Here is a 21,000-nt window from a genome sequence, read left to right as displayed (position 1 = left end):
CGGCGCGATCAGAACAGCAGCGCTTCGTAGCGGCGCAGGATCCAGGAAAGTTCGTAGAGCAGGGCCACCACGGCGAAACCGCCGTGGTAGTACTTGTTGCGGGTCTTCATGGCGACCAGGCTGGCCAGGATGTAGCCGGTGTTGCGTATGAGGTATTCAGGACCGAAGTGGCGGAAGTAGTCGGCGCCTTTGATGGCGGTATCGACTACATCCACCGCGAACATCACCGCCAGCAAACCGAAGAACCAATGCCCGCGGGAATAGAAATAATCGCGGTAGTCCTGGTAGTCGTCCACGCTTTCCGGAAAGATCAGCGCGCAGAGCAGATACAGCAGCAGTGCATAGACGGTGACGAAGAGATAGAGATTGAAATTCCAGCGCGTCTGGTGCGACAGGTAGAACTCCCACCACCAGAAATGCAGCAGGTAGACGAACATGAAGAGCGCCCACACCAGGTGCACCCAGTAGATCCGCCGCACCTTGGGGCGTTCGACGATGCGCGCCAGATGCCGCAGCAGGTGAGTCAGTCCCAGGCCCACGATCATGCCCAGCAATATCCGCACGTGGATATACAGGGTGGCCAGGGAGTTGGGGTCGGAAGCTGCCTGCATGGGCGGGGACCGTTCTGCGCTCGTCTCGTACGGCATAGGCTATTCGATCCTCGCACCGGACGCACAGGGCCGGACTTGCCCATTGCCCGCGTCGGGTGTCTCATAAGCCATTGTCCGGAGCGCAATCATGACCACCGCCTACGAATTCGACGCCATCGACATCGATGGCAACAACGTGTCTCTGGCCGACTATCGCGGCAAGGCGCTGCTGATCGTCAACGTGGCCTCCAAGTGCGGTTTCACCCCGCAATACACCGGTCTGGAAAAACTCTGGCAGGACTACCGCGAACGCGGGCTGGTGGTGCTGGGCTTCCCCTGCGACCAGTTCGGCAACCAGGAGCCGGGCAACGAGGAGGAGATCAAGAACTTCTGCTCGCTGACCTACGACGTGGATTTCCCCATGTTCGCCAAGATCGAGGTCAACGGCGCCAACACCCATCCGCTATGGAAATGGCTGAAGAAGGAAAAAGGCGGGCTGCTGGGCATCGATGCGATCAAGTGGAACTTCACCAAGTTCCTGGTCGGCCGCGACGGCAAACCGGTCAAACGCTATGCGCCGACCGACAAGCCGGAATCCATCGCGGGCGATATCGAATCCGCATTGGCTGAGTAGGTCGGGGCTACGCCCCCGACGCACATACAGGCAGAGTATCCGTGCGTCGGGGGCGTAGCCCCGACCTACGGCGGGCCGCGCTTATTTTTCGACGAAGGCGCGCTCGAAGACGTATTGGCCGGCGGTACCGATGCGGGGGGCGGGAACGAAGCCGCGCGCATCCAGGATGCGGCGCAGGTCGGCCAGCATCTGCGGGCTGCCGCAGATCATGGCGCGGTCGTGCTCCGGGTCCAGCGGTGGGAGTCCCAGCGACTCGGCCATGCGGCCGCTTTCCAGCAGGTCGGTCAGCCGTCCCTTGTTGACGAAATCCTCGCGGGTGACGGCCGGGTAGTAGAGCAGCTTCTCGCGGATCTGTTCGCCCAGGAACTCGTGGTTCGGCAGTTCCTTTTCGAAGTAGTCGCGATAGGCGAGATCATGCGCATGGCGTACGCCGTGGGCCAGTACCACGCGGTCGAAACGGTCGTAGGTTTCCGGATCCTTGATGATCGACAACCAGGGCGCAAGCCCGGTGCCGGTGCCCAGCAGATAGAGGTTGCGTCCGGGGTGCAGGTCGCTGATCAACAGCGTGCCGGTGGGTTTCTTGCCGACCAGTATCGTGTCGCCGGGCCTGATGTGCTGCAGGCGCGAAGTCAAGGGACCGTCGGGTACCTTGATGCTGAAGAATTCGAGCTGCTCTTCCCAGTTGGCGCTGGCGATGGAATAGGCGCGCATGAGCGGCTTCGCCGAGCCATCGGCACCCTGCAGGCCGATCATCACGAACTGGCCGTTGTCGAAACGGAAACCGTCGTCGCGCGTGGTGGTGAAGCTGAAGTAATCGTCGGTCCAGTGACGGACGTCGAGCACCGTCTCGGTGCCGAAAGCGGAGGACATGGGGAACGTCGGAGGTGAAGAGGGTTCGGTGCGTATTGTAACCGAGCGGGTAAGAGCGGTTCCCATCGTGCCGCCGGCAGGCACGGGGTTTCAGGCCGCGTCGCTTTCGGGCCGCGTCGTCCTGGCTGAACCGCGCTTGTGGAAGTAGATGCGTTCGGCGGCCCAGCGCAGCGGCGCGGTCCTCAACAGCAGATCGAAGGGCCAATCCATCTGCGCATGATCGAAGGCCCAGCGCATCAGCCGTTTGCTGCGGAACCGCGGCGCCTGGCAGATCGCGATTTCCTCGGCAACGCCGCCCGCACCCGCCAATGCGCGGCCGACCAGCCAGCCATGGCGCCAGGCCGAATGGATTCCGCCCGCGGTGACCGGGGAGACGATGCCCGCGGCGTCTCCCGTCAGGATGACCCCGTCGCGCGCCAAGGGCGCCACCGGGCCTCCGCAGGGAATCAGCCCCGCGCGTACCGCGTCGGCTCGGCGCCGTGCCGGCAGACCTACCAGACCGCCTACGCGATCCAGGAAACCGGCGATGTCAGGCGTGCGCGCGGCCGCCGGGTCGTAGCGCATCGCCAGACCGCCCTGCACACCGGTAGGCGTCTGCGCGACCCAGCCGATGTAGCCCGGTGCGAACCGCCGGGTGATGAAGCAATGCAGCGTGTCGGGCTCGTGCAATGCGACCCCGTCGAACTCGTATTCGATGCCGTAGAGGAAACTCTTGGGTCTGCCCAGGCCGAAGCGTTCCGCCACGCGCGAACGCGCGCCATCGGCGCCGATCAGGTGGCGCGCGGTGCCCACGCCGTCCACATGCCATCCGGAACCGGTGCGTTGCGCGGCTTGGAAAGAATGGCCCAACCGCAGTTCCACCCCCGCGTCGCTTTGCCGCTGGGCCAGCCAACGCATGACGTTGGGCGTGTCCGTAGTCAGGAAGAAATAACCTGGCGCCGACAGCAGCGCGCTGCGCAAGTTGGGCGAATACAACCGCACCTTGTCGATCCTGCGGACCAGGTTCGCAGGCAGTTCTCCGAGCGCGGTGTCTTCGGCGGCCTCCTTGACGATGATGCCGGTGGTATGGAGGCGTTCGCCCGGGTCGCGCTTGCGTTCCAGCACGCATACGCGCAGGCCGGCTTCGCGCGCCGCCAGCGCACAGGCGGCGCCGCCGAAACTGCTGCCCACGACAATTGCGTCGTAGTGCGGGGTCTTGCTGATTGCCATCGATTTCGTGCCGGTTGTCGTGGTACGCGCACAGTGCCGGCGCAATGTGAGGCGGGCATGAAGTGACAATAAAAAAGGGCGCCTGAGCGCCCTTTTGTTTATCCATAAGCTTGCAGTGATTCAGCCGTGGCCGCCGCCGCGCGGGCCGCGATTGCCGCCCGGCGGGCGTCCGGCGCCGCGCGGGCCGCCGGGACGCGGACCGTTCGGACGCGGACCCGCGTTGTTGTGCGGCCGATTGCCGCCCGGACGCGCGCCCTGCGGACGCGGAGCGCGCGGTTGTTGGCCATATGGATTGTAGGCGCCGGGGTTGGCGTGGTCGGAAGGAAAGCTGGGCGCATTGCCCGGGTGCCCGTAAGGACGCGGTGCGCGCTGCTGCCCTTCACCCTGGCCGCCGGGACGCGGGCCCTTGGGGCCGGCGCCGCGCGGACCGCGCGATTCGTTGCCGAAGTTGCCTTCGCTGCGGGCCGCGTAGGGGCGATTGCCGCCTGGACCCGGCCGGCCGGCGCCCGCGGGACGCGGACCACCGGGTTTCTTGCCATAAGGCTTCGGCGGACCGGCGTTGCGGTGACCGGTCGGACCGGTGTCCACGCCCTCGGGCACGTACCAGCTGCGGAACGCGGCGGGATTGCCGTCGGGCAGCGGCTTCGGGCCTTTGGTGGGACGCGACTTGAACGGCTTCTGCGATTGCTTGGCTGCCGCTTCGCCGCTGACGGTCAGGCCGCCATGCGGCTTTTTGCTGCCGAAGCGGCCACGGCCGCGGTCTTCGCGCACGTGGTCGAAGCGGCGCAGCTCGCGCCCTTCATCGGCGGTGTTGTGGCCGTTGACGTAAGCCTGGCCGGTGCTGCGGCCGGCGCCGATGTGCACGGTGGACTTGGCCGCCTTGCGCTGGCCGATCACCGGCTGCAGCGTCAGCGCGGGCGGAGCGCCGGTTTCCAGGCCCAGCTCGGCGCGGAGCTTTTCCACCTGCACGTCGGGCAGTTCCTGCGACTGGCCGCGCAGCAGCGGTTGCGGCAGGGAAATCTTGCCGTAGCGCGTGCGCTTGAGGCGGCTGACCTGGCAGCCCTGCGATTCCCACAGGCGGCGGACTTCGCGATTGCGGCCTTCCTTCACCACCACGCGGAACCAGTCGTGAGAGTCGGTGCCGCCGATGCGTTCGATCACATCGAACTTGGCCGGGCCGTCTTCCAGCGCGACGCCGCGGGCGAGCCGATCGACCAGATTGTCGGGAACGGTCTCCATGCCTTCCGGTGCGCGCACGCGGCAGACGTATTCGCGTTCCACTTCGTAGGACGGATGCATCATCGCGTTGGCCAGCTCGCCGTCGGTGGTGAGCAGCAGCAGGCCGGTGGTGTTGATGTCCAGGCGGCCGATGGCGATCCAGCGCGCGCCCTTCAATGCGGGCAGCGCTTCGAAGATGGTGGGGCGGCCTTCGGGGTCTTCGCGCGTGGTCACTTCGCCTTCGGGCTTGTTGTACAGCAGCACGCGGGCCGGTTCGGTCAGGGCGCTGGCGACGAAGGTCTTGCCGTCCAGTTCGATGCGGTCGCCGCCCTTGACCGACATGCCGGTCTGCGCGACCTCGCCGTTGACCTTGACCAGGCCGTCGGCGATGCGCTGCTCCAGCGCGCGGCGCGAACCCAGGCCGGCCTGGGCCAGCACCTTGTGCAGGCGCTCGGAAAGCTTGGCGGTTTCGCCGGCTTCGGCGGCGTCGCCGCGTTTCAGCGAAAGTTTGCCCAGGGAGGGCTTGTTGCGGGGGGTGTCGCTCATTGTTTCTGCTCCGACGAATCCTGGCTGACCGTATCGGCGCCTTCGGTTTCGTCCTGGTTCTCTAAGGGATGTTCTTCATCGGCGATCGCTTCGGAAGAAATTTCTTCGAAAGCGTCGTCTTCGAAAGGGATGTCTTGTTCTTCGTCGTCCGTCGCGTCGTCCGCGGACGGTTCGTCGTTGGCGGCCTGCAATTCTTCGCCGTCCTCGGCCGCGTCGCCTTCCTGCGCCGCTTCCGGGTTGGGAAGGCCGGCCGGCACCGGCGCTTCGTCCATGAACAACTGCGGTTCAAGTTCGCCGATGTCCTTCAGTTCCGACAACGGCGGCAATTCGTCCAGCCGCTTCAGTCCGAAATAGTCCAGGAAGATCTTGGTGGTGCCGAACAGCGCCGGCTTGCCGGGCACATCGCGGTGTCCGACCACGCGGATCCATTCGCGCTCTTCCAGCGCCTGGATGGTGTTGCTGCTGACCGCCACGCCGCGCACCTGTTCGATTTCGCCGCGGGTGATCGGCTGGCGGTAGGCGATCAGCGCCAGCGTTTCCAGCGTGGCGCGGGTGTACTTGGTCTTGCGCTCGGTCCACATGCGCGAAACCCAGCCGTGCACTTCTTCCTTCACCTGGTAGCGGAAGCCCGAAGCGACTTCGACCAGCTCCACACCGCGCTCGGCGCAGGCTTCGCGCAGTTGTTCCAGCGCCTGTTCGACGCTGCCGGGCGGGGCCGGTTGTTCTTCGGGGAACAGGCCGTGCAGCTGCGCCAGCGTCAACGGCTGGTTGGCGGCCAGCAGGGCGGCTTCGACGATGCGGGTGATGAGCGCTTGATCCATGCGGTGCTTGGCTTCTGGGTGTCGGTTCAGTTGTCGTTGGCGGCGTCGCCGTCGTCGAATTCGCTGGAGAACGCCAGCGGTTCGTTGGTGTTGTTCAGGGCCAGCGACTTCAGGTAGATCGGCGCCAGCGGCGCTTCCTGCACGAAGTCGAGCAGCTGTTCCTTGGCCAGCTCCAGCATGGCCAGGAACGTGACCAGCACGCCCTGCCGGCCTTCCTCGGGCGTGAACATGGATTCGAAGCGGTGGAATTTGCCGTCCTCCAGCCGCGTCAGCACATCGCCCATGCGCTGGCGCACGCTCAGCGCGTCGCGCTTGATGGCGTGGCCGGTGAACAGGTCGGCGCGCTTGAGCACGTCGTGCAGGGCCAGCAGCATCTCGCGCAGGTCCACCGGCGGCGGCAGGCGCAACACGGCGCGTTCGGGCACATGCGCCTGCACCGGGGTGGTGTCGCGGTCCTGGCGGGGCAGGGCGTCGAGGTCTTCGGCGGCTTGCTTGAAGCGTTCGTATTCCTGCAGGCGGCGCACCAGGTCGGCGCGCGGGTCGCCTTCCTCGCCTTCCTCGCTGACCGGGCGGGGCAGCAGCATGCGCGACTTGATCTCGGCCAGGATCGCGGCCATGACCAGATATTCGGCGGCCAGCTCGAAGCGCAGGTCCTGCATCACGCCGATGTACTGGACGTACTGGCGGGTGATCTCGGCCACGGGTATGTCCAGGATGTCCAGGTTCTGCCGGCGGATCAGGTACAGCAGCAGGTCCAGCGGACCTTCGAACGCGTCCAGGATCACTTCCAACGCGTCGGGCGGAATGTAGAGATCCTGCGGAATCTGCAGCACGGCCTGCCCATGCACCATCGCCAGCGGCATCTCATGTTGCTGAGGGGCCGGCTGCTGTTGCTTGTGCGTATCGATTTGCGGATTCGCGTCTTGCGCGAGGTCGGAAGTCATCTAGTAAGCCATGAATTGCAGGCATCGCGCGGCTGGGGCCGGCGCGCTTGGGTATTGCGGCTGAACAGTGCGTCGCAGTGCGATCGCATTCCCACACATCAAGCAGGCAACGCACGCCAGGGGGCATGGCGGCAGACTAGCGAGAAGGTCGTTGGGCCCGGGCGGGTGGGGGCAGCGAATCGGTCGACGGGACTGCTGGCAAATGAGCCTGAAGGCGAATGAGCCGGGTCCGGGCGGGCCGCTGCTTCCGGCCGTGCAATGGATCAAGAGTAAGCGGTGACGGAGCGGGTGTCCAGCGTCCGGCATGCCGCGCCACCGTACAATTCAGGCTGGAACGGGTTCTGGAGAGATCGGATGTGGTACGCCATTGAAGGATATGACGCGGTCGACGCCCTGCCCAAGCGGATGGCTGCACGACCCGCGCATCTGGCGCGGCTGATCGCGTTGCGCGATGAAGGCCGGCTTTTGCTGGCGGGGCCGTGTCCGGCGATCGATGCCGAGGATCCGGGCCCTGCAGGGTTCAGCGGCAGCATCGTGATCGCCGAATTCGACTCGCTGGAGGCCGCGCGCGCCTGGGCCGAGGCCGATCCTTATGTGGAGGCGGGCGCCTATGCGCGGACCGAGGTGCGCCCCTTCCGCAAGGTGCTGCCTTGAGCGGACAGGCCCCGGGCGGACGGCTCGCCCGCATCCGCGAAGCGTTGGAGGCGGCTTTCGCGCCCACTCATCTGCTCGTGAACGACGACAGCCATCTGCATGCCGGCCACGCCGGTGCGCGGGACGGCAGGGGCCACTACAGCGTCGAAATAGTCAGCGCCGCCTTCGCCGGCAAGAGTTCCCTGGCCCGGCACAGGTCTGTGTACGCGGCATTGGGGGAAATGATGACGACGGACATCCATGCACTGCAGATCCGCGCCCGGGCGCCGGGCGAGGCCGACTGACTTTCTCCAATGTGCTGCGCTGCGACTTACACCCTTCCCTGAAAACGTTTACATTTGCCCGCCTGAAAATCTGGAAGGAGGAGCCGGGAAATGAAAGCGACGCATCGGAAGGGGAACCGTGGAGGACGCGCCCGGAGTTCCCTGGCACTGTGGATGATGGCCTTGGCGCCCTTGGGAGTGTTGGCCGCCGAAGCGGCAAAACCCTCCGATAGCGGGGAAAAGGCTTTCGTCGACTCCCTGCTTGCGCGGATGACCCTCGAGGAAAAACTGGGCCAGTTGAACCAGCCGCCCGGCATCGGCAACGACACGGGGCCCAAGGCCAAGGCTGCCGGTACCGAGCAAGTGCGCAAGGGCCAGGTGGGTTCGTTCCTGGGCATGCAGGGCGTAAAGCAGACCTGCGATATGCAGCGCATCGCGGTCAAGGAATCCAGGCTGGGCATCCCGCTGCTGTTCGGCTTCGACGTGATCCACGGTTATCGCACCGTGTTCCCGGTGCCGCTGGGCGAAGCGGCCAGCTTCGACCCGGCCGCCGTGGAAAACACGGCCCGCATCGCCGCGGTGGAAGCCACCGCGCACGGCATCCATTGGACCTATGCGCCGATGGTGGACGTGGCGCGCGATCCGCGCTGGGGACGGGTGGTCGAAGGCTCCGGCGAAGACACCTATCTGGGCGAAGTGCTGGCGGCTGCGCGGGTGCGCGGTTTCCAGGGCAAGGATCTGCGTGCCGCCGACAGCGTGCTGGCCACCGCCAAGCATTTCGTCGCCTATGGCGGTGCAGAGGCAGGCCGCGACTACAACACCGTGGACATTTCCGAGCGCACCCTGCGCGAGGTCTATCTGCCGCCCTTCCACGCAGCGGTCGATGCGGGCGTGGGGTCGGTGATGGCTTCCTTCAACGAGATCGCCGGCGTGCCGATGCACGCCAACGGCCCGTTGATCAACGGTGTGCTGCGCGGCGAATGGGGCTTCGACGGCGTGCTGGTCAGCGACTACACCGGCGTGATGGAGCTCATGCACCATGGCATCGCCGCCAACGCCACCGAGGCCGGGACGCGCGCGCTGGACGCTGGCGTCGACATAGACATGGTCAGCGAGATCTACCGCAAGGACATGCCCAAGGCGGTGCGCGCCGGCAAGGTTTCCGAAGCCACCGTCGACGACGCGGTGCGCCGCGTATTGAACGCCAAGTACAGGTTGGGACTGTTCGACAATCCGTACCGGAATTGCGATGAGTCGCTGGAGAAAAGCCAGACGCTCACCGCCGCCAATCGCGATGCGGCACGCGGCATGGCGCGCGAATCCATGGTCCTGCTGAAGAACAAAGGCGCCGTGCTGCCGCTTTCCAAACAGGTGCGCACGCTTGCGGTGATCGGGCCGCTGGCCGACAACCCGCGCGCGATGCTGGGCAGTTGGGCCGGTATGGGCCGTCCCGAGGACGTGGTGACGCCGCTTGCCGGCATCCGCGCGGCGGTCGGGCCCGAAACCAAGATCCTTTATGCGCGCGGCGCCGACATCAACACTGCCGACACCACCGGCATCGCCGAAGCGGTGCGCATCGCAGGGCAGGCCGACGCGGTGCTGCTGATGCTGGGCGAAGCCGAGGACATGAGCGGCGAAGCCAACAACAGGACCTCGCTCGATCTGCCGGGCGTGCAGGAGCAACTGGCGCTGGCCGTGCAGAAGACCGGCAAGCCGGTGACCGCGGTGCTGTTCAACGGCCGGCCCTTGTCGGTCAATAGCCTGCAGGAACAGGTGCCGGCGATCCTGGAGGCGTGGTTCCCCGGCGTCGAAGCGGGCCATGCGTTGGCCGATGTCCTGTTCGGCGACTACAACCCGGCCGGGCGCCTGCCCATCACCTTCCCACGCAATGTCGGGCAGGTGCCGATCTACTACGCGCACAAGAACACCGGCCGTCCGCCGCGCGAGGAGGAGAGATATTCCTCCAAGTACCTGGACGTCTCGTGGAAGCCGCTGTACGCCTTCGGCCACGGACTCAGCTACACCAGCTTCCGTTACGATGCACTGCGCTTGAGCCAGAAAAAGATCGCGGCCGACGGCACGCTACAGGTGGAAGTCACCGTCACCAATACCGGCGACCGCGCCGGCGACGAGGTAGTGCAGCTCTACCTGCGCGACGATGTCGCCAGCATCACGCGCCCGGTAAAACAGCTGCGCGGGTTCCGCCGTGTCCACTTGCGGGCCGGGCAGTCGGAAACTTTGACCTTCACTTTGACCGCAAATGACCTGGCCTTCTACGGAGCGGACATGAAGCGGGTCGTGGAGCCGGGCAGTTTCACGGTGTTCGCCGGGGGCAACTCGGTCGACAATCTTGAAGCCAAGTTCGAAGTGACCGCTCAGTAAGCGGCGACGACAGGCGCAATCGGCCGGCCGGCGATAATCCGTCAGGCCGGCCAAATATGTTGCGCTGCGGCACTGATTCGGCCGGATTATGCTCTGCAAGTAACTGAAAAATAACGGATTGAAAGCGCGACTTATGAAAGCTTTACATATGCTCGTGGAAACGTTTACAGTCGCCGCCACTTAAAGCAGTCGTAACCGCGGAGGGGCGGGAATGGCGCGAACCAATGTCACCATCAAGGATGTCGCACGTGAAGCGTCGGTCTCCGTCGCCACCGTGTCGCGCGCGCTGAACGGGCATGAGAATGTCGCAGAAGGCGTACGCAAGCATGTGACGGAGATCGCAAATCGGCTTCGCTATCAGCCGCACGCGGCTGCCCGCAGCCTCAGCAGCCGCCGTACCCAGACCATCGGCGTGGTACTGCCGGATTTGTACGGCGAATTCTTTTCCGAACTGATCCGCGGTATAGACGCCGTCGCCCGCGCCCGTCGCCAGCATCTCTTGGTTTCCAGTTATCACGGCCATCCGGAAGAGCAGGGCGAAGCGCTGCGCGCGATGCGCGGCCGCGTCGACGGCCTGCTGGTGTTGTCGCCTTACGCGGACCGCCCCGGCTTCCTTACCGACAACCTGCCGACGGCGTTGCCGGCGGTGCTGATCAATACGCACCTGCCCGACGCCACCTATCCGGTGCTGAGCATCGACAACTTCGGCGGCGCATCGGCCATGGTCAAGCATCTGGCCGAAGCCGGGCACAAGCGCATCGCTTTCATTTGCGGCCCCGAGGACAACTTCGACGCCAGCGAACGCCTGCGCGGCTATCGCACCGCGCTGGCGCAGCATCTGCCCGATGCCGAGCCTGTCGAGTTGCCGGGCGATTTCGACGAATCCTCCGGTTACGAAGCCGGCAAGCGGATCCTGGCTGCCAAGCAGCGCCCCGATGCGGTGTTCGCGGCCAACGACATGATGGCGCTGGGGTGTCTCTACGCCTTCAACGAAGCGGGAGTGAAAGTTCCCGCGGATATAGCGCTGGCCGGATTCGACGACATTCCGCTGGCGCGCTTCGTTCACCCTACTTTGACCACGATGCGGGTCAGTATCGCGGAGCTGGGTGGATTGGCGCTTACCCGCTTGCTGCAATCGATCGAGTCCGAGGAATCGCAACCGTCCACGCTGCAGACCCTGGTGCCCGAACTCATCGTGCGCGAATCCAGTACCCACGCAACACGCCGGAGCACCCAATCCGGAAGTTCCTGAGCCGAATATTTTTTTTTGTCGATGTAACCGATTCCATAGTTGTTTCCAATTTTAGTTTGCATACCCTGGGAGGGGAGAGGTCATGAAGAACCGCAAGCCGCGCAACATCCGTCCGACACGCAAGTTGCTTACCTGTGCTTTGGCCAGTTGCTTGACGCTGAGCATGGCTCCCGCCTTCGCCCAGTCCTCCAACGCGACTCTGCGCGGCAAGGCGCCGGTCGGAGCCGAGGTAACGGCGAAAAACACCGCCACTGGTGCGACACGTCGGGTCATGACCAATGCCGATGGTTCCTACTCCTTGGTGGGCTTGCCTCCCGGCACCTATCAGGTGGATGCTGGTCCGGGTACCCAACAAACGGTGACCCTCAGCGTCGCCACTTCGGTCAGCCTGGACCTGGGTGGCACCGCCGCAGCTCCTGCCGCAGGCGATGCGACTACTTTGGATACGGTGACGGTGGTGGCGCCGCCATTGACCGAGGTCAAGACTTCCGAAGTGGGCACCAACGTGTCGTTGAAGCAGATCAACACGGTCCCGCAGCTGACCCGCAACTTCCTTGAGTTCGCCGACACCGTTCCGGGTATGCAGTTCACCACCGACGGTTCCGGGCACAGCGACATCCGTGGCGGCGCACAGACCACCAGTGCGGTCAACGTCTACATCGACGGCGTCGGCCAGAAGAGCTACCTGTTCGGCGGCGTGTCGGGTCAGCAGCAGAGCGCGGGTAACCCGTTCCCGCAGTTGGCGACCGGCGAATACAAAGTCATCACTTCCAATTACAAGGCCGAGTTCGACCAGGTGGGTTCTGCGGCTATCGTCGCGGCGACGAAGTCCGGCACCAACGAGTTCCATGGCGAGGTGTTCGGCCGGCATACGGATTCGGGCTGGCGCACGGAAACCGCAGGCGAAAGGGCTCCAGGCAAGGAGAAGCAGAAAACGCACCAGAACGAATACGGTTTCGCCTTGGGTGGCCCGATCATTCAGGACAAGATGCACTTCTTCTTCAGCTATGAAGGGAAGGGTTTCGTCATTCCCGCGGACCCAATCGTCCCGGGCACCAACGTCGGTATCGGCCAGTATCTGCCGGCCGAGGTTCAAGACAAGCTGGGACCGGTGACGCGGCCGTTCCAGGAGGATTTGTACTTCGGCAAGATCGACTGGGAGATCGGCGACAACGATAAGTTGGAGTTTTCCGCCAAGGTGCGTGACGAAGACAGCCGCGACAGCGTTGGTGGTATCACCACGGCCGACGCCGCGAAGCTCAACAAGAATACCGAAGAGCGCTACGACCTGAATTGGGAGCACTACGGCGAAAGCTACTTGAACGAACTGCGCGTCACCTATGAGGACGTGTTGTTCAACCCAACCGCTTATACCATCGGCAACCAGTCGGTCTATACGCTTGGTCTGGATCAGAATCGAGTCGTTCTTTTCGATGATGCGACCAGCGGCCTGGCTATTCAGCGCAAGGGCCAGAAAGGACCGGCCATCCAGAACGACATCACCTTCAACGGTTTCGAGTGGAATGGCGATCACGTCATCAAGGCGGGCATCAAGTACAAGGAAGTGGACCTGACCCAAAGCGAGAACTCCACGTCCAACCCGTCGTTCTACTATGCGGTGAACGACGGTACACAGGCAGGCCTGCCTATTGGCACCAGCAGCATTCCATATCAGGTCAGATTCAATCTGCCATTCGCTGGCGCCACGCCTTCCGTTACTACCAAGTCCAAGCAGATCGGCCTGTACATCCAAGACGACTGGAACGTGACCGACAAACTGCAACTTAATCTCGGCGTGCGCTGGGACTATGAGGAAATCCCTTCCTATACCGACTTTGTCACCCCGCCGGAGGTTGTCGCTGCACTGACCGGCCCGGGCACCAATCCGGCGATCACCGCTACCTACGCCGAACAGCTGGCGCTTGGCGGCATCGACCTGGACGACTACATCAGCAACGGAAACAACCGCAAGTCCGATAAGAACAACTGGGCGCCCCGTCTGGGCTTCTCCTACGATCTCAACGGCGACGAGCAGCACGTGATATTCGGCGGCGCTGGCCGCAGCTACGACCGTAATTTGTATGACTACATGGGTCTGGAACAAGTCAAATCCGCACTTTCTGGCTACACGATACGTTTCTCGGACACGACCGGCTGTACCCCGACGCCGGGCAGTTGCGTGGCCTGGAATCCGAATTATCTCAACGGCACCGATCAACTGGCGGGCCTGGTCACCTCCAACGTCCGTAACGGCGAAATCGATCTGCTCAATAACGACCTGGTGACTCCGTATTCGGACCAGTTCTCGTTGGGCATGCGGAACAAGGTGGGCGAATGGAACACGTCGGCGACAGTGGCTTATATCCATAGCAAGGAAGGGTTCGTTTTCACGCTCGGCAACCGTTATCCCAATGGCGACTTCTTCCAAGGCGGCTCGCAGCCGTGGGGCCATTCGCCGCCGGGTTTCGGCGCATTGATCATCGGTAACAACGGCATCGAGACCAAGACCACGCAGTTGCTGCTCTCTGCGGACAAGCCCTACACCAAGGAATCGGGCTGGGGCGTTTCGGCGGCCTATACGTTCTCGCACGCCACAGGCAATCGCGGTGGCGATGAGCATTACGCCTTCGATGCCGCAAGGATCGAGGACTATGCCTTCATCGATCTGAAGGCCGTGCCCAAGCATCGCTTGGTCGTGACTGGCATCTACGATCTGCCTTGGAATATAACTGCTTCGGCCAAGCTGACCCTGGCCACTCCGGCGCCGTTGAACGAGATCGTGGGCTTCTACAATTACGGCGCGCCCAACACGGTGCTCCCGCGCGCAGTGGCCGTGGATGCGCCGGGCACCTTCGGCGTCAAGCAGCTCGATCTGTCCTTGTCCAAGGACATGCTGGTGACGGAAAACGTGACGGTGCAGGTGCGCGGCGATCTGATAAATGTCACCGATGCCGACAATTTGAGCAGTTACAACATCAACTGGGGTAGCGGCGGAGTCTATAGCCCGGATGTCAGCTTCAACCAGTACGGCTCGCAATACACGCCGCCTCGTACGCTGTTTATGAGCGTCCGGGTGATCTGGTAATCGCAGCTGGCGCAACAGGAGAAAAGACAAGACCCGCGAATGCGGGTCTTGTCTTGCGATAGGGCAGAAACGCTGGAAATGGTTGGAATTAGGTTGATGAAATTGAGCCGTATTTGCGTGAAGAGCGTCATGCGATGAGCGAAAACGCGATCAAGAATATTGTCATCGTCGGAGGCGGAACCGCCGGCTGGATGGCGGCGGCCGCGCTCTCCAGGGTGCTTGGGGAAAGCTATTCGATCCGATTGATCGAATCCGAAGCCATCGGCACCGTCGGCGTGGGCGAGGGCACGATCCCGCACATCCGGCTGTTCAATCAGATGCTGCAGATCGACGAGGCGGATTTCGTCCGCAAGACCCAGGGCACCTTCAAGCTGGGCATCCAGTTCAACGATTGGACCCGCATCGGCGACTCCTACATGCACGGTTTCGGCAACGAAATCGGCCGCAGCCTGGGCATGCTTCCGTTCCACCAGTACTGGATCAAGGCGGTGCAGTCCGGCAAGGCCGCCGACATCGGTGCCTACCTGCTGACTGCGCTTGCGGCCAAGCGCGGCAAATTCATGGTTTCGGCGACGGACGTGCCGGCGGCGTCGCCGCTGGCCAGTATCGCTTATGCCTATCACTTCGACGCCGGCCTGTATGCCCGCTACTTGCGCAGCTATGCCGAACAGAAGGGCGTCAAGCGTACGGAAGGCATCGTTTCCCGCGTTTCGCAGAATCCGGAATCGGGATTCATCGAGGCAGTGGAGATGGAAGGCGGCGAGCGCATCGCCGGCGATCTCTTCGTCGACTGCTCGGGCTTCCGCGGACTGTTGATAGAAGAGACGCTGCGAACCGGATACATCGATTTCACCCATTGGCTGCCCTGCGACCGCGCCATGGCCGTGCCCAGCGAGAACGCAGGTCCCGCGCTGCCGTACACGCGCGCTACCGCACGCGAAGCAGGTTGGCAATGGCGCATCCCCCTGCAGCACCGCACCGGTAATGGTTACGTGTATTCCAGTGCGCACATCAGCGACGACGAAGCAGCGGCTACACTGCTTCGCAATCTGGACGGGCGCGCGCTGGACGATCCGAGGCCGCTGCGCTTCACCACCGGCCGACGCAACAAGTGCTGGAACAAGAACGTCGTCGCCCTGGGGCTTTCCAGCGGATTCATGGAGCCCTTGGAGGCGACCAGCATCCACCTGATCCAGGTAGGCATCATGCGCCTGCTCAGTCTGTTTCCGAAAGACGGCATCAGCGAAGTGCTGGTCGATCGCTACAATGCGCAGCTGGCATTCGAGTTCGAACGGATCCGCGACTTTCTGATCCTGCATTACCACGCTACCCAGCGCGACGACACCGCTTTCTGGCGACAGTGCGCGGCCATGTCGATACCGGCCGAACTTCAAGCCAATATCGACCTGTTCCGCGACAGCGGCCGTTTCTTCCGCAATGCCGACGAGATGTTCGCGGAGATGAGCTGGGTGCAGATTCTGATCGGGCAGGGCATCCTGCCGCAGAGCTACCATCCGCTGGTCGATCAGTTGCCGAACGAAGAGTTGGCTCGATACATGGCGAGCATCGGCGGCACGATTTCCGATTGCGTCGACGTCATGCCGATGCAGCAAGCCTTCATTGACCGCTACTGCGCGGCTGCTCCTCCAACAGCAATGTAGAAATGCCTGGATGGATTGCCAAATACGTGCGATCCGATCCTCGATTCAAGATGAAAACGTTTACAACGGATCGCAAGATGAATTCAGCAAATTCGAAACTTGTTCGCACGATCGCATTGGGCGCGCTGATCGCCCTCGTGGCCGCGTGCAACAAGGCGCCACCGCCCGCCGCAGCGCCAAAACCAGCGGCGGTCGTGCCCGCCCAGAACGTCAAGCCGGAACTCCCACCGCTTTTCCGCGACATAGAACGCCGCACGTTCCAGTTCTTCTGGGATACCACCAACGAAGTCAACGGACTGACGCCCGACCGCTTTCCGTCGCGTCCGTTCGCCAGTATCGCCTCGGTGGGCTTTTCGCTGACCGCCTATCCCATCGGCATCGAGAACAATTGGGTCAGCCGCAATCAGGCGGTGGATCGAACCTTGCTGACGCTCAAATTCTTCCGCGACATGCCGCAAGGGCCGCAGCGCACGGGCAAGAGCGGCTACAAGGGGTTCTACTACCACTTCCTGGACATACAGAAGGGCCAGCGCTACGACAGCTGGGTGGAGCTGTCCAGCGTCGACACCGCCTTGCTGATGATGGGAGTGCTGTTCGCGCAGTCGTATTACGACCGCGACGATCCGCGCGAGAAGGAGATCCGCGATGTCGCCGAAGAACTTTACCGGCGCGTGGACTGGCCCTGGATGCAGCAGAACAAGCCATTGATCTCCATGGGCTGGTACCCGGAGAGCGGTTTCATCAAGCACGACTGGGCCGGCTACAACGAAGCGATGATGGTCTATGTGCTGGCGTTGGGTTCGCCCACCCATCCGATCAGCCCGGACGCATGGGAAGTGTGGACGCGTACCTACAACGAGGTCTGGGGCGTTTACCAGGATCAGGAATTCCTGGCGTTCGGCCCGATGTTCGGACATCAGTACAGCCAGGTCTGGATCGACTACAAGGGTATCCAGGACGACTATATGCGCGAACGCGGCCTCGACTATTTCGAAAACAGCCGCCGCGCCACGCTGGCGCAACGCTCGTACGCGATTTCCAACCCGATGAAGTGGAAGGATTATGGCGAGAACGTGTGGGGCCTGACCGCCAGCGATGGTCCGCAGCAGACACTGCAGGACTATCGCGGCGAGCAGCGCGAATTCCGCCACTATTCTTCGCGCGGCGCGGGCCTGCGCGAGAATTTCGATGACGGCACCATCGCCCCGACCGCGGCGGTCGCCTCATTGCCTTTCGCTCCGGAGATCGTGATACCGGCGACCACGGAAATGCACAAGCGCTATGGCGAATACATCTATTCCAGCTACGGCTTCCTGGATTCGTTCAATCGCAGCTTCGAGTACGACATCCCGCTCAAGACCGGGCGGCTGGTGCCGGGCGAGGGCTGGGTATCCAGCGATTACATCGGTATCGACCAGGGTCCGATCCTGACCATGATCGCCAACTACCGCAACGGATTCGTCTGGAACGTGATGAAGAAGAACGCGCACATCAGGCAGGGTCTGGAGCGCGCCGGATTCAAGGGCGGATGGCTCACGCCGAAAGGCGAGCCCGTGCCCGCCCAGGCTCCCGCCGATCCCAAGGCCGCTACGGCGCGCGCACTGGGCACCGCCGAATCCCGCGGCAGCAATCCGGACGGCCAGCAAGAGGAAGCTGCGCAAAGGCCGCAGCAGCCGAAGTAAGCTGTGCGGATGTGGAGTAGCAGGAAAATCGACGAGGCGATGGCGCAACTTCGGGTTGGCGCAAGAATCCCCGTGTCGTCATCCCAGCGAAAGCTGGGATCCATCTTGCTCTTGCTTTTCTTTGGCCTGATGCCTGCGAAGACAAAAGCAAAGTCAAAATGGATCCCAGCTTTCGCTGGGATGACGGCAAGAGTGTGAGGTTGCGGACGACCATGGCCTTGCGCGCACTCCTTGTAATCGTCGTCTTGCTTACCCTCTGTGTGGCCTGCAACCGCAAGGCCGACGACCGCGAAGTGGTCACCTTCTGGGCGATGGGTTACGAAGGCGAAGTCGTGGCCCAGTTGATACCGGAATTCGAGCGGCAGAACCCCGGCATCCGCGTCGACCTGCAGCAGTTGCCGTGGCTGTCGGCGCACGAGAAGCTGCTGACTGCCTTCGCGGGCGAGTCGCTGCCGGACGTATCTCCGATAGGCAATACCTGGATTCCCGAATTCGCCGCGCTCGATGCGCTGGAGCCTCTCGACGACGAAATCGCGGCGACGCCGGATTTCGACGTGCCCGATTATTTTCCCGGCGTGTGGGACAGCGGCCTGGTCGAGGGGAAAATCTATGCGGTTCCGTGGTACGTGGAGACGCGCCTGCCTTTCTACCGCACCGATCTGCTGGCCAAAGCCGGTATCGCCACGCCGCCGCGCAGCTGGGACGAGTGGCGCAAGGCCATGCAGGCGGTGAAGCGCGAAGTGGGGCCAGAGCGTTATGCGATCCTGCTGCCGTTGAACGAATTCGAGCCGCTGTTGAGCCTGGCCATACAGGAACCCGACCCGCTGCTGCGCGATGGCGGCCGCTACGGCAATTTCCGCAGCGCCGGCTTCAAGCATGCGTTGGGTTTCTACAAGGAAATATTCGACCAGAAGCTCGCGCCGGTGGTCACCAACAACCAGATCTCCAATGTGTGGGACGAATTCGGCAAAGGCTTCTATTCGTATTACATCTCCGGCCCCTGGAACATCGCCAAGTTCAAGGAGCGTTTGCCCGCCGCGCAGCAGGACGACTGGATGACCATGCCGCTGCCCGGTCCGAACGGACCAGGCGCATCGCTGGCCAACGGCACCAGCTTCGTGGTGTTCCGCCAGTCCAGGCACAAGGCGGCGGCGTGGAAGTTGATCCACTATCTTTCCCTGCCGCAGACGCAGGCCCGCTTCCATGCACTCACCGGGGACCTGCCGCCGCGGCGTTTGCCCTGGCAGACGCCGGCGCTGGCCAACGATCCGCACGCCAAAGCCTTCCGCGAGCAACTCGAGCGTGCCGTGCCGACGCCCAAGGTGCCCGAATGGGAGCGCATCGCGCAGGAGATGCGGATCATCGGCGAGGAGGTCGCCAACGGACGCATGACCGTCGACCAGGCCGCCGAGGAAATGGACCGCCGCGCCGATCGCTTCCTGGAGAAGCGCCGTTGGATGCTGGACCAGGCAGCCAAGGCGGGTGCGCCGTGAAGGCCTCGACTGCGGGCTGGTTGTTCGCGGCGCCGGCGCTGACCGTGATCGGTCTGTTCTTCGGGTTGCCGGTGGTCGCCGCGCTGGCGTTGAGCCTGACCGACTTCGACATCTATGCGCTGGCCGATCCGGGCAATCTGCGCTTCGTCGGCCTGGGCAACTACGTGGGCTTGTTGCAGAACCCGCTGTTCTGGAAGTCGCTCGGCAACACTTTGTACTTCGTGATCGTGGGCGTACCGCTGTCGGTGGCGATGTCGCTGGGCGCAGCGCTGCTGCTGCATTCCAAGGTCGGACGTCTGAAGCCCTTCTTCCGCACCGCTTATTTCGCGCCGGTAGTGACCACGGTGGTGGCCGTGGCGGTGATCTGGCGCTATCTGTTCCACACCAGATACGGTCTGGTGAACTGGGGTCTGTCGGTGTTGGGCATCGACGCCATCGACTGGCTGGGCGATCCGCGCTGGGCCATGCCCACCATCATCCTGTTCGCGGTGTGGAAGAACTTCGGCTACAACATGATCATCTTCCTGGCCGGCCTGCAGAGCATCCCGGAGGACCTTTACGAAGCCGCGCGCATCGACGGCGCCAACACCTGGAAGCAGTTCCGCCACGTGACCCTGCCGATGCTGGGGCCGGTGCTGCTGCTGGTGAGCATCCTGACCATGGCCGGTTATTTCCAGTTGTTCGCCGAGCCCTACGTGATGACCCAGGGCGGGCCGCTGGAAAGCACCAAGAGCGTGCTGTATCTGATGTACGAAGAAGGCTTCAAATGGTGGAACCTGGGCAACGCTTCGGCGGTCGCGTTCCTGTTGTTCCTGCTGATGGTGGCGACCACCAGCGGGCTGCTGTGGTTCGCGCGCCGCAAGGGGGTGGAATGAAGCGTCGTCCGCTCTGGTCGTTGGCCGTGAACGCGATGCTGGTCGTGGTCGCAGTGATCAGCCTGGCGCCGTTGTTGTGGATGCTGTCGGTGTCCTTCATGCAGACCGGCGAAGCGGGGCATTTCCCGCCGCCGCTGCTGCCCTCGCACGCCACCTTTGCCAACTACCGCGAGCTGTTCATGCGCGCGGGCATGGGCCGCTTCCTGTTCAACAGTTTTCTCATCTCCAGCTGCGTGATGGTGTTGTCGGTGCTGTTCAACACGCTGGCCGGTTACGCTTTCGCCAAGCTGCGCTTCAAGGGCCGCGACCGCACCTTCCGGGCCTTGCTGGCCGCACTGGTGATCCCGGCGCAGGTGGCGATGATGCCGTTGTTCCTGCTGCTGAAACAGATGGGCCTGGTCAATACCTACATGGGCGCCATCGTGCCGGGCATGGCCGCGATCTTCGGGATTTTCCTGGTACGGCAGTACGCGCGCACGATTCCCGACGAACTGCTGGAAGCCGCGCGCATCGATGGCGCCGGCGAATGGCGGATCTTCTTCCAGATCGTGCTGCCGGCGCTCAAGCCGATCCTGGTGACGCTGGCCATCTTCAGCTTCCTGGGCGCATGGAACGATTTCATGTGGCCGTTGATCGTGTTGAGCGACGACCGGCTGCAGACGCTGCCGGTAGCGCTGGCCTCGCTGTCGCGCGAACACGTGATGGACTACGAGCTGATGATGGCCGGTTCGGTGGTGACGATCCTGCCGGTGCTGTTGTTGTTCCTGGTGCTGCAGCGGTACTACATCCAGGGTCTGTTGCTTGGAAGCGTAAAAGGATAA

17 protein-coding genes are annotated in these 21,000 nt (G+C 63.3%); 11 read left to right on the top strand and 6 right to left on the bottom strand.

Annotation, left to right across the window (positions count from 1 at the left end):
* Positions 1-8: 8 nt before the first annotated feature.
* Positions 9-611 carry a hypothetical protein gene (locus CSC73_RS03360; RefSeq protein ID WP_163838997.1) on the bottom strand — a complete coding sequence of 201 codons (603 nt, stop codon included), beginning with the start codon at positions 609-611 and terminating at the stop codon, positions 9-11.
* Positions 612-738: 127 nt separating this feature from the next.
* Between CSC73_RS03360 and CSC73_RS03355 the strand changes: the two genes are divergently transcribed.
* Positions 739-1,224, top strand: a complete 486-nt coding sequence (locus CSC73_RS03355) for a glutathione peroxidase (RefSeq protein WP_163838996.1) — start codon at positions 739-741, stop codon at positions 1,222-1,224.
* A gap of 81 nt (positions 1,225-1,305) precedes the next feature.
* Here the strand turns inward: CSC73_RS03355 and CSC73_RS03350 are convergent, their stop codons facing one another.
* From CSC73_RS03350 to CSC73_RS03330, 5 genes are all read right to left on the bottom strand, one after another.
* A complete protein-coding gene (locus CSC73_RS03350) occupies positions 1,306-2,094 on the bottom strand; it encodes a ferredoxin--NADP reductase (RefSeq protein WP_163838995.1) in 789 nt (262 codons plus the stop codon).
* 90 nt (positions 2,095-2,184) lie between these two features.
* Positions 2,185-3,303 (bottom strand): NAD(P)/FAD-dependent oxidoreductase, encoded by a 1,119-nt coding sequence (locus tag CSC73_RS03345; protein WP_163838994.1) that lies wholly within the window; start codon positions 3,301-3,303, stop codon positions 2,185-2,187.
* Between the two features lie 120 nt (positions 3,304-3,423).
* The gene (locus CSC73_RS03340; protein WP_163838993.1) at positions 3,424-5,067 is read right to left on the bottom strand and encodes a pseudouridine synthase; all 1,644 of its coding nucleotides are present in this window, start codon (positions 5,065-5,067) and stop codon (positions 3,424-3,426) included.
* Positions 5,064-5,888 carry an SMC-Scp complex subunit ScpB gene (gene scpB, locus CSC73_RS03335; RefSeq protein ID WP_246197298.1) on the bottom strand — a complete coding sequence of 275 codons (825 nt, stop codon included), beginning with the start codon at positions 5,886-5,888 and terminating at the stop codon, positions 5,064-5,066. Before scpB ends, CSC73_RS03340 begins: the two co-directional genes overlap by 4 nt.
* 26 nt (positions 5,889-5,914) lie before the next feature.
* On the bottom strand, positions 5,915-6,832 hold the full coding sequence (locus tag CSC73_RS03330) for a segregation and condensation protein A (protein WP_163838992.1): 918 nt from the start codon (positions 6,830-6,832) through the stop codon (positions 5,915-5,917).
* 354 nt (positions 6,833-7,186) lie between these two features.
* On the opposite strand from CSC73_RS03330, the gene CSC73_RS03325 reads away from it, so the two are divergent.
* The 10 genes from CSC73_RS03325 (at position 7,187) to CSC73_RS03280 (ending at position 21,000) form a co-directional block, all read left to right on the top strand.
* Complete coding sequence (locus CSC73_RS03325; protein WP_163838991.1) at positions 7,187-7,486, top strand: YciI family protein; 300 nt, start codon at positions 7,187-7,189, stop codon at positions 7,484-7,486.
* Positions 7,483-7,770 carry a BolA family protein gene (locus CSC73_RS03320; protein WP_163838990.1) on the top strand — a complete coding sequence of 96 codons (288 nt, stop codon included), beginning with the start codon at positions 7,483-7,485 and terminating at the stop codon, positions 7,768-7,770. Before CSC73_RS03325 ends, CSC73_RS03320 begins: the two co-directional genes overlap by 4 nt.
* A gap of 156 nt (positions 7,771-7,926) precedes the next feature.
* A complete protein-coding gene (locus CSC73_RS03315) occupies positions 7,927-10,131 on the top strand; it encodes a glycoside hydrolase family 3 N-terminal domain-containing protein (protein ID WP_425502267.1) in 2,205 nt (734 codons plus the stop codon).
* A 211-nt stretch (positions 10,132-10,342) separates the two neighbouring features.
* Positions 10,343-11,383: a LacI family DNA-binding transcriptional regulator gene (locus CSC73_RS03310; protein ID WP_163838989.1), complete on the top strand. Its 1,041-nt coding sequence runs from the start codon at positions 10,343-10,345 to the stop codon at positions 11,381-11,383.
* 82 nt (positions 11,384-11,465) lie between these two features.
* Positions 11,466-14,468: a TonB-dependent receptor gene (locus tag CSC73_RS03305; RefSeq protein ID WP_163838988.1), complete on the top strand. Its 3,003-nt coding sequence runs from the start codon at positions 11,466-11,468 to the stop codon at positions 14,466-14,468.
* A gap of 134 nt (positions 14,469-14,602) precedes the next feature.
* Positions 14,603-16,129: a tryptophan halogenase family protein gene (locus CSC73_RS03300; protein WP_163838987.1), complete on the top strand. Its 1,527-nt coding sequence runs from the start codon at positions 14,603-14,605 to the stop codon at positions 16,127-16,129.
* A gap of 77 nt (positions 16,130-16,206) precedes the next feature.
* Positions 16,207-17,811, top strand: a complete 1,605-nt coding sequence (locus tag CSC73_RS03295; protein WP_163838986.1) for a glucoamylase family protein — start codon at positions 16,207-16,209, stop codon at positions 17,809-17,811.
* Between the two features lie 158 nt (positions 17,812-17,969).
* Positions 17,970-19,304: a sugar ABC transporter substrate-binding protein gene (locus CSC73_RS03290; protein ID WP_246197295.1), complete on the top strand. Its 1,335-nt coding sequence runs from the start codon at positions 17,970-17,972 to the stop codon at positions 19,302-19,304.
* Complete coding sequence (locus tag CSC73_RS03285) at positions 19,301-20,179, top strand: carbohydrate ABC transporter permease (protein WP_163838985.1); 879 nt, start codon at positions 19,301-19,303, stop codon at positions 20,177-20,179. The genes CSC73_RS03290 and CSC73_RS03285 overlap by 4 nt, the downstream gene beginning before the upstream one ends.
* Positions 20,176-21,000, top strand: a complete 825-nt coding sequence (locus tag CSC73_RS03280; protein WP_163838984.1) for a carbohydrate ABC transporter permease — start codon at positions 20,176-20,178, stop codon at positions 20,998-21,000. Before CSC73_RS03285 ends, CSC73_RS03280 begins: the two co-directional genes overlap by 4 nt.

It is taken from the genome of Pseudoxanthomonas sacheonensis, assembly GCF_010093305.1.
In the GTDB taxonomy this organism is placed as follows: domain Bacteria; phylum Pseudomonadota; class Gammaproteobacteria; order Xanthomonadales; family Xanthomonadaceae; genus Pseudoxanthomonas_A; species Pseudoxanthomonas_A sacheonensis.
The sequence above is the reverse complement of the archived record's forward strand: the minus strand, read 5'-3'. Positions and strand labels throughout refer to the sequence as shown.

Bases quoted from the DNA above. Each gene is read 5' to 3' on its own strand.
- CSC73_RS03345 (WP_163838994.1), bottom strand. From the start codon at position 3,303: ATGGCAATCAGCAAGACCCCGCACTACGACGCAATTGTCGTGGGCAGC.
- CSC73_RS03300 (WP_163838987.1), top strand. From the start codon at position 14,603: ATGAGCGAAAACGCGATCAAGAATATTGTCATCGTCGGAGGCGGAACC.
- CSC73_RS03360 (WP_163838997.1), bottom strand. From the start codon at position 611: ATGCAGGCAGCTTCCGACCCCAACTCCCTGGCCACCCTGTATATCCAC.
- CSC73_RS03340 (WP_163838993.1), bottom strand. From the start codon at position 5,067: ATGAGCGACACCCCCCGCAACAAGCCCTCCCTGGGCAAACTTTCGCTG.
- CSC73_RS03330 (WP_163838992.1), bottom strand. From the start codon at position 6,832: ATGACTTCCGACCTCGCGCAAGACGCGAATCCGCAAATCGATACGCAC.
- CSC73_RS03355 (WP_163838996.1), top strand. From the start codon at position 739: ATGACCACCGCCTACGAATTCGACGCCATCGACATCGATGGCAACAAC.
- CSC73_RS03310 (WP_163838989.1), top strand. From the start codon at position 10,343: ATGGCGCGAACCAATGTCACCATCAAGGATGTCGCACGTGAAGCGTCG.
- CSC73_RS03315 (WP_425502267.1), top strand. From the start codon at position 7,927: ATGGCCTTGGCGCCCTTGGGAGTGTTGGCCGCCGAAGCGGCAAAACCC.
- CSC73_RS03325 (WP_163838991.1), top strand. From the start codon at position 7,187: ATGTGGTACGCCATTGAAGGATATGACGCGGTCGACGCCCTGCCCAAG.
- CSC73_RS03305 (WP_163838988.1), top strand. From the start codon at position 11,466: ATGAAGAACCGCAAGCCGCGCAACATCCGTCCGACACGCAAGTTGCTT.
- CSC73_RS03280 (WP_163838984.1), top strand. From the start codon at position 20,176: ATGAAGCGTCGTCCGCTCTGGTCGTTGGCCGTGAACGCGATGCTGGTC.
- CSC73_RS03295 (WP_163838986.1), top strand. From the start codon at position 16,207: ATGAATTCAGCAAATTCGAAACTTGTTCGCACGATCGCATTGGGCGCG.
- CSC73_RS03290 (WP_246197295.1), top strand. From the start codon at position 17,970: ATGGATCCCAGCTTTCGCTGGGATGACGGCAAGAGTGTGAGGTTGCGG.
- scpB (WP_246197298.1), bottom strand. From the start codon at position 5,888: ATGGATCAAGCGCTCATCACCCGCATCGTCGAAGCCGCCCTGCTGGCC.
- CSC73_RS03350 (WP_163838995.1), bottom strand. From the start codon at position 2,094: ATGTCCTCCGCTTTCGGCACCGAGACGGTGCTCGACGTCCGTCACTGG.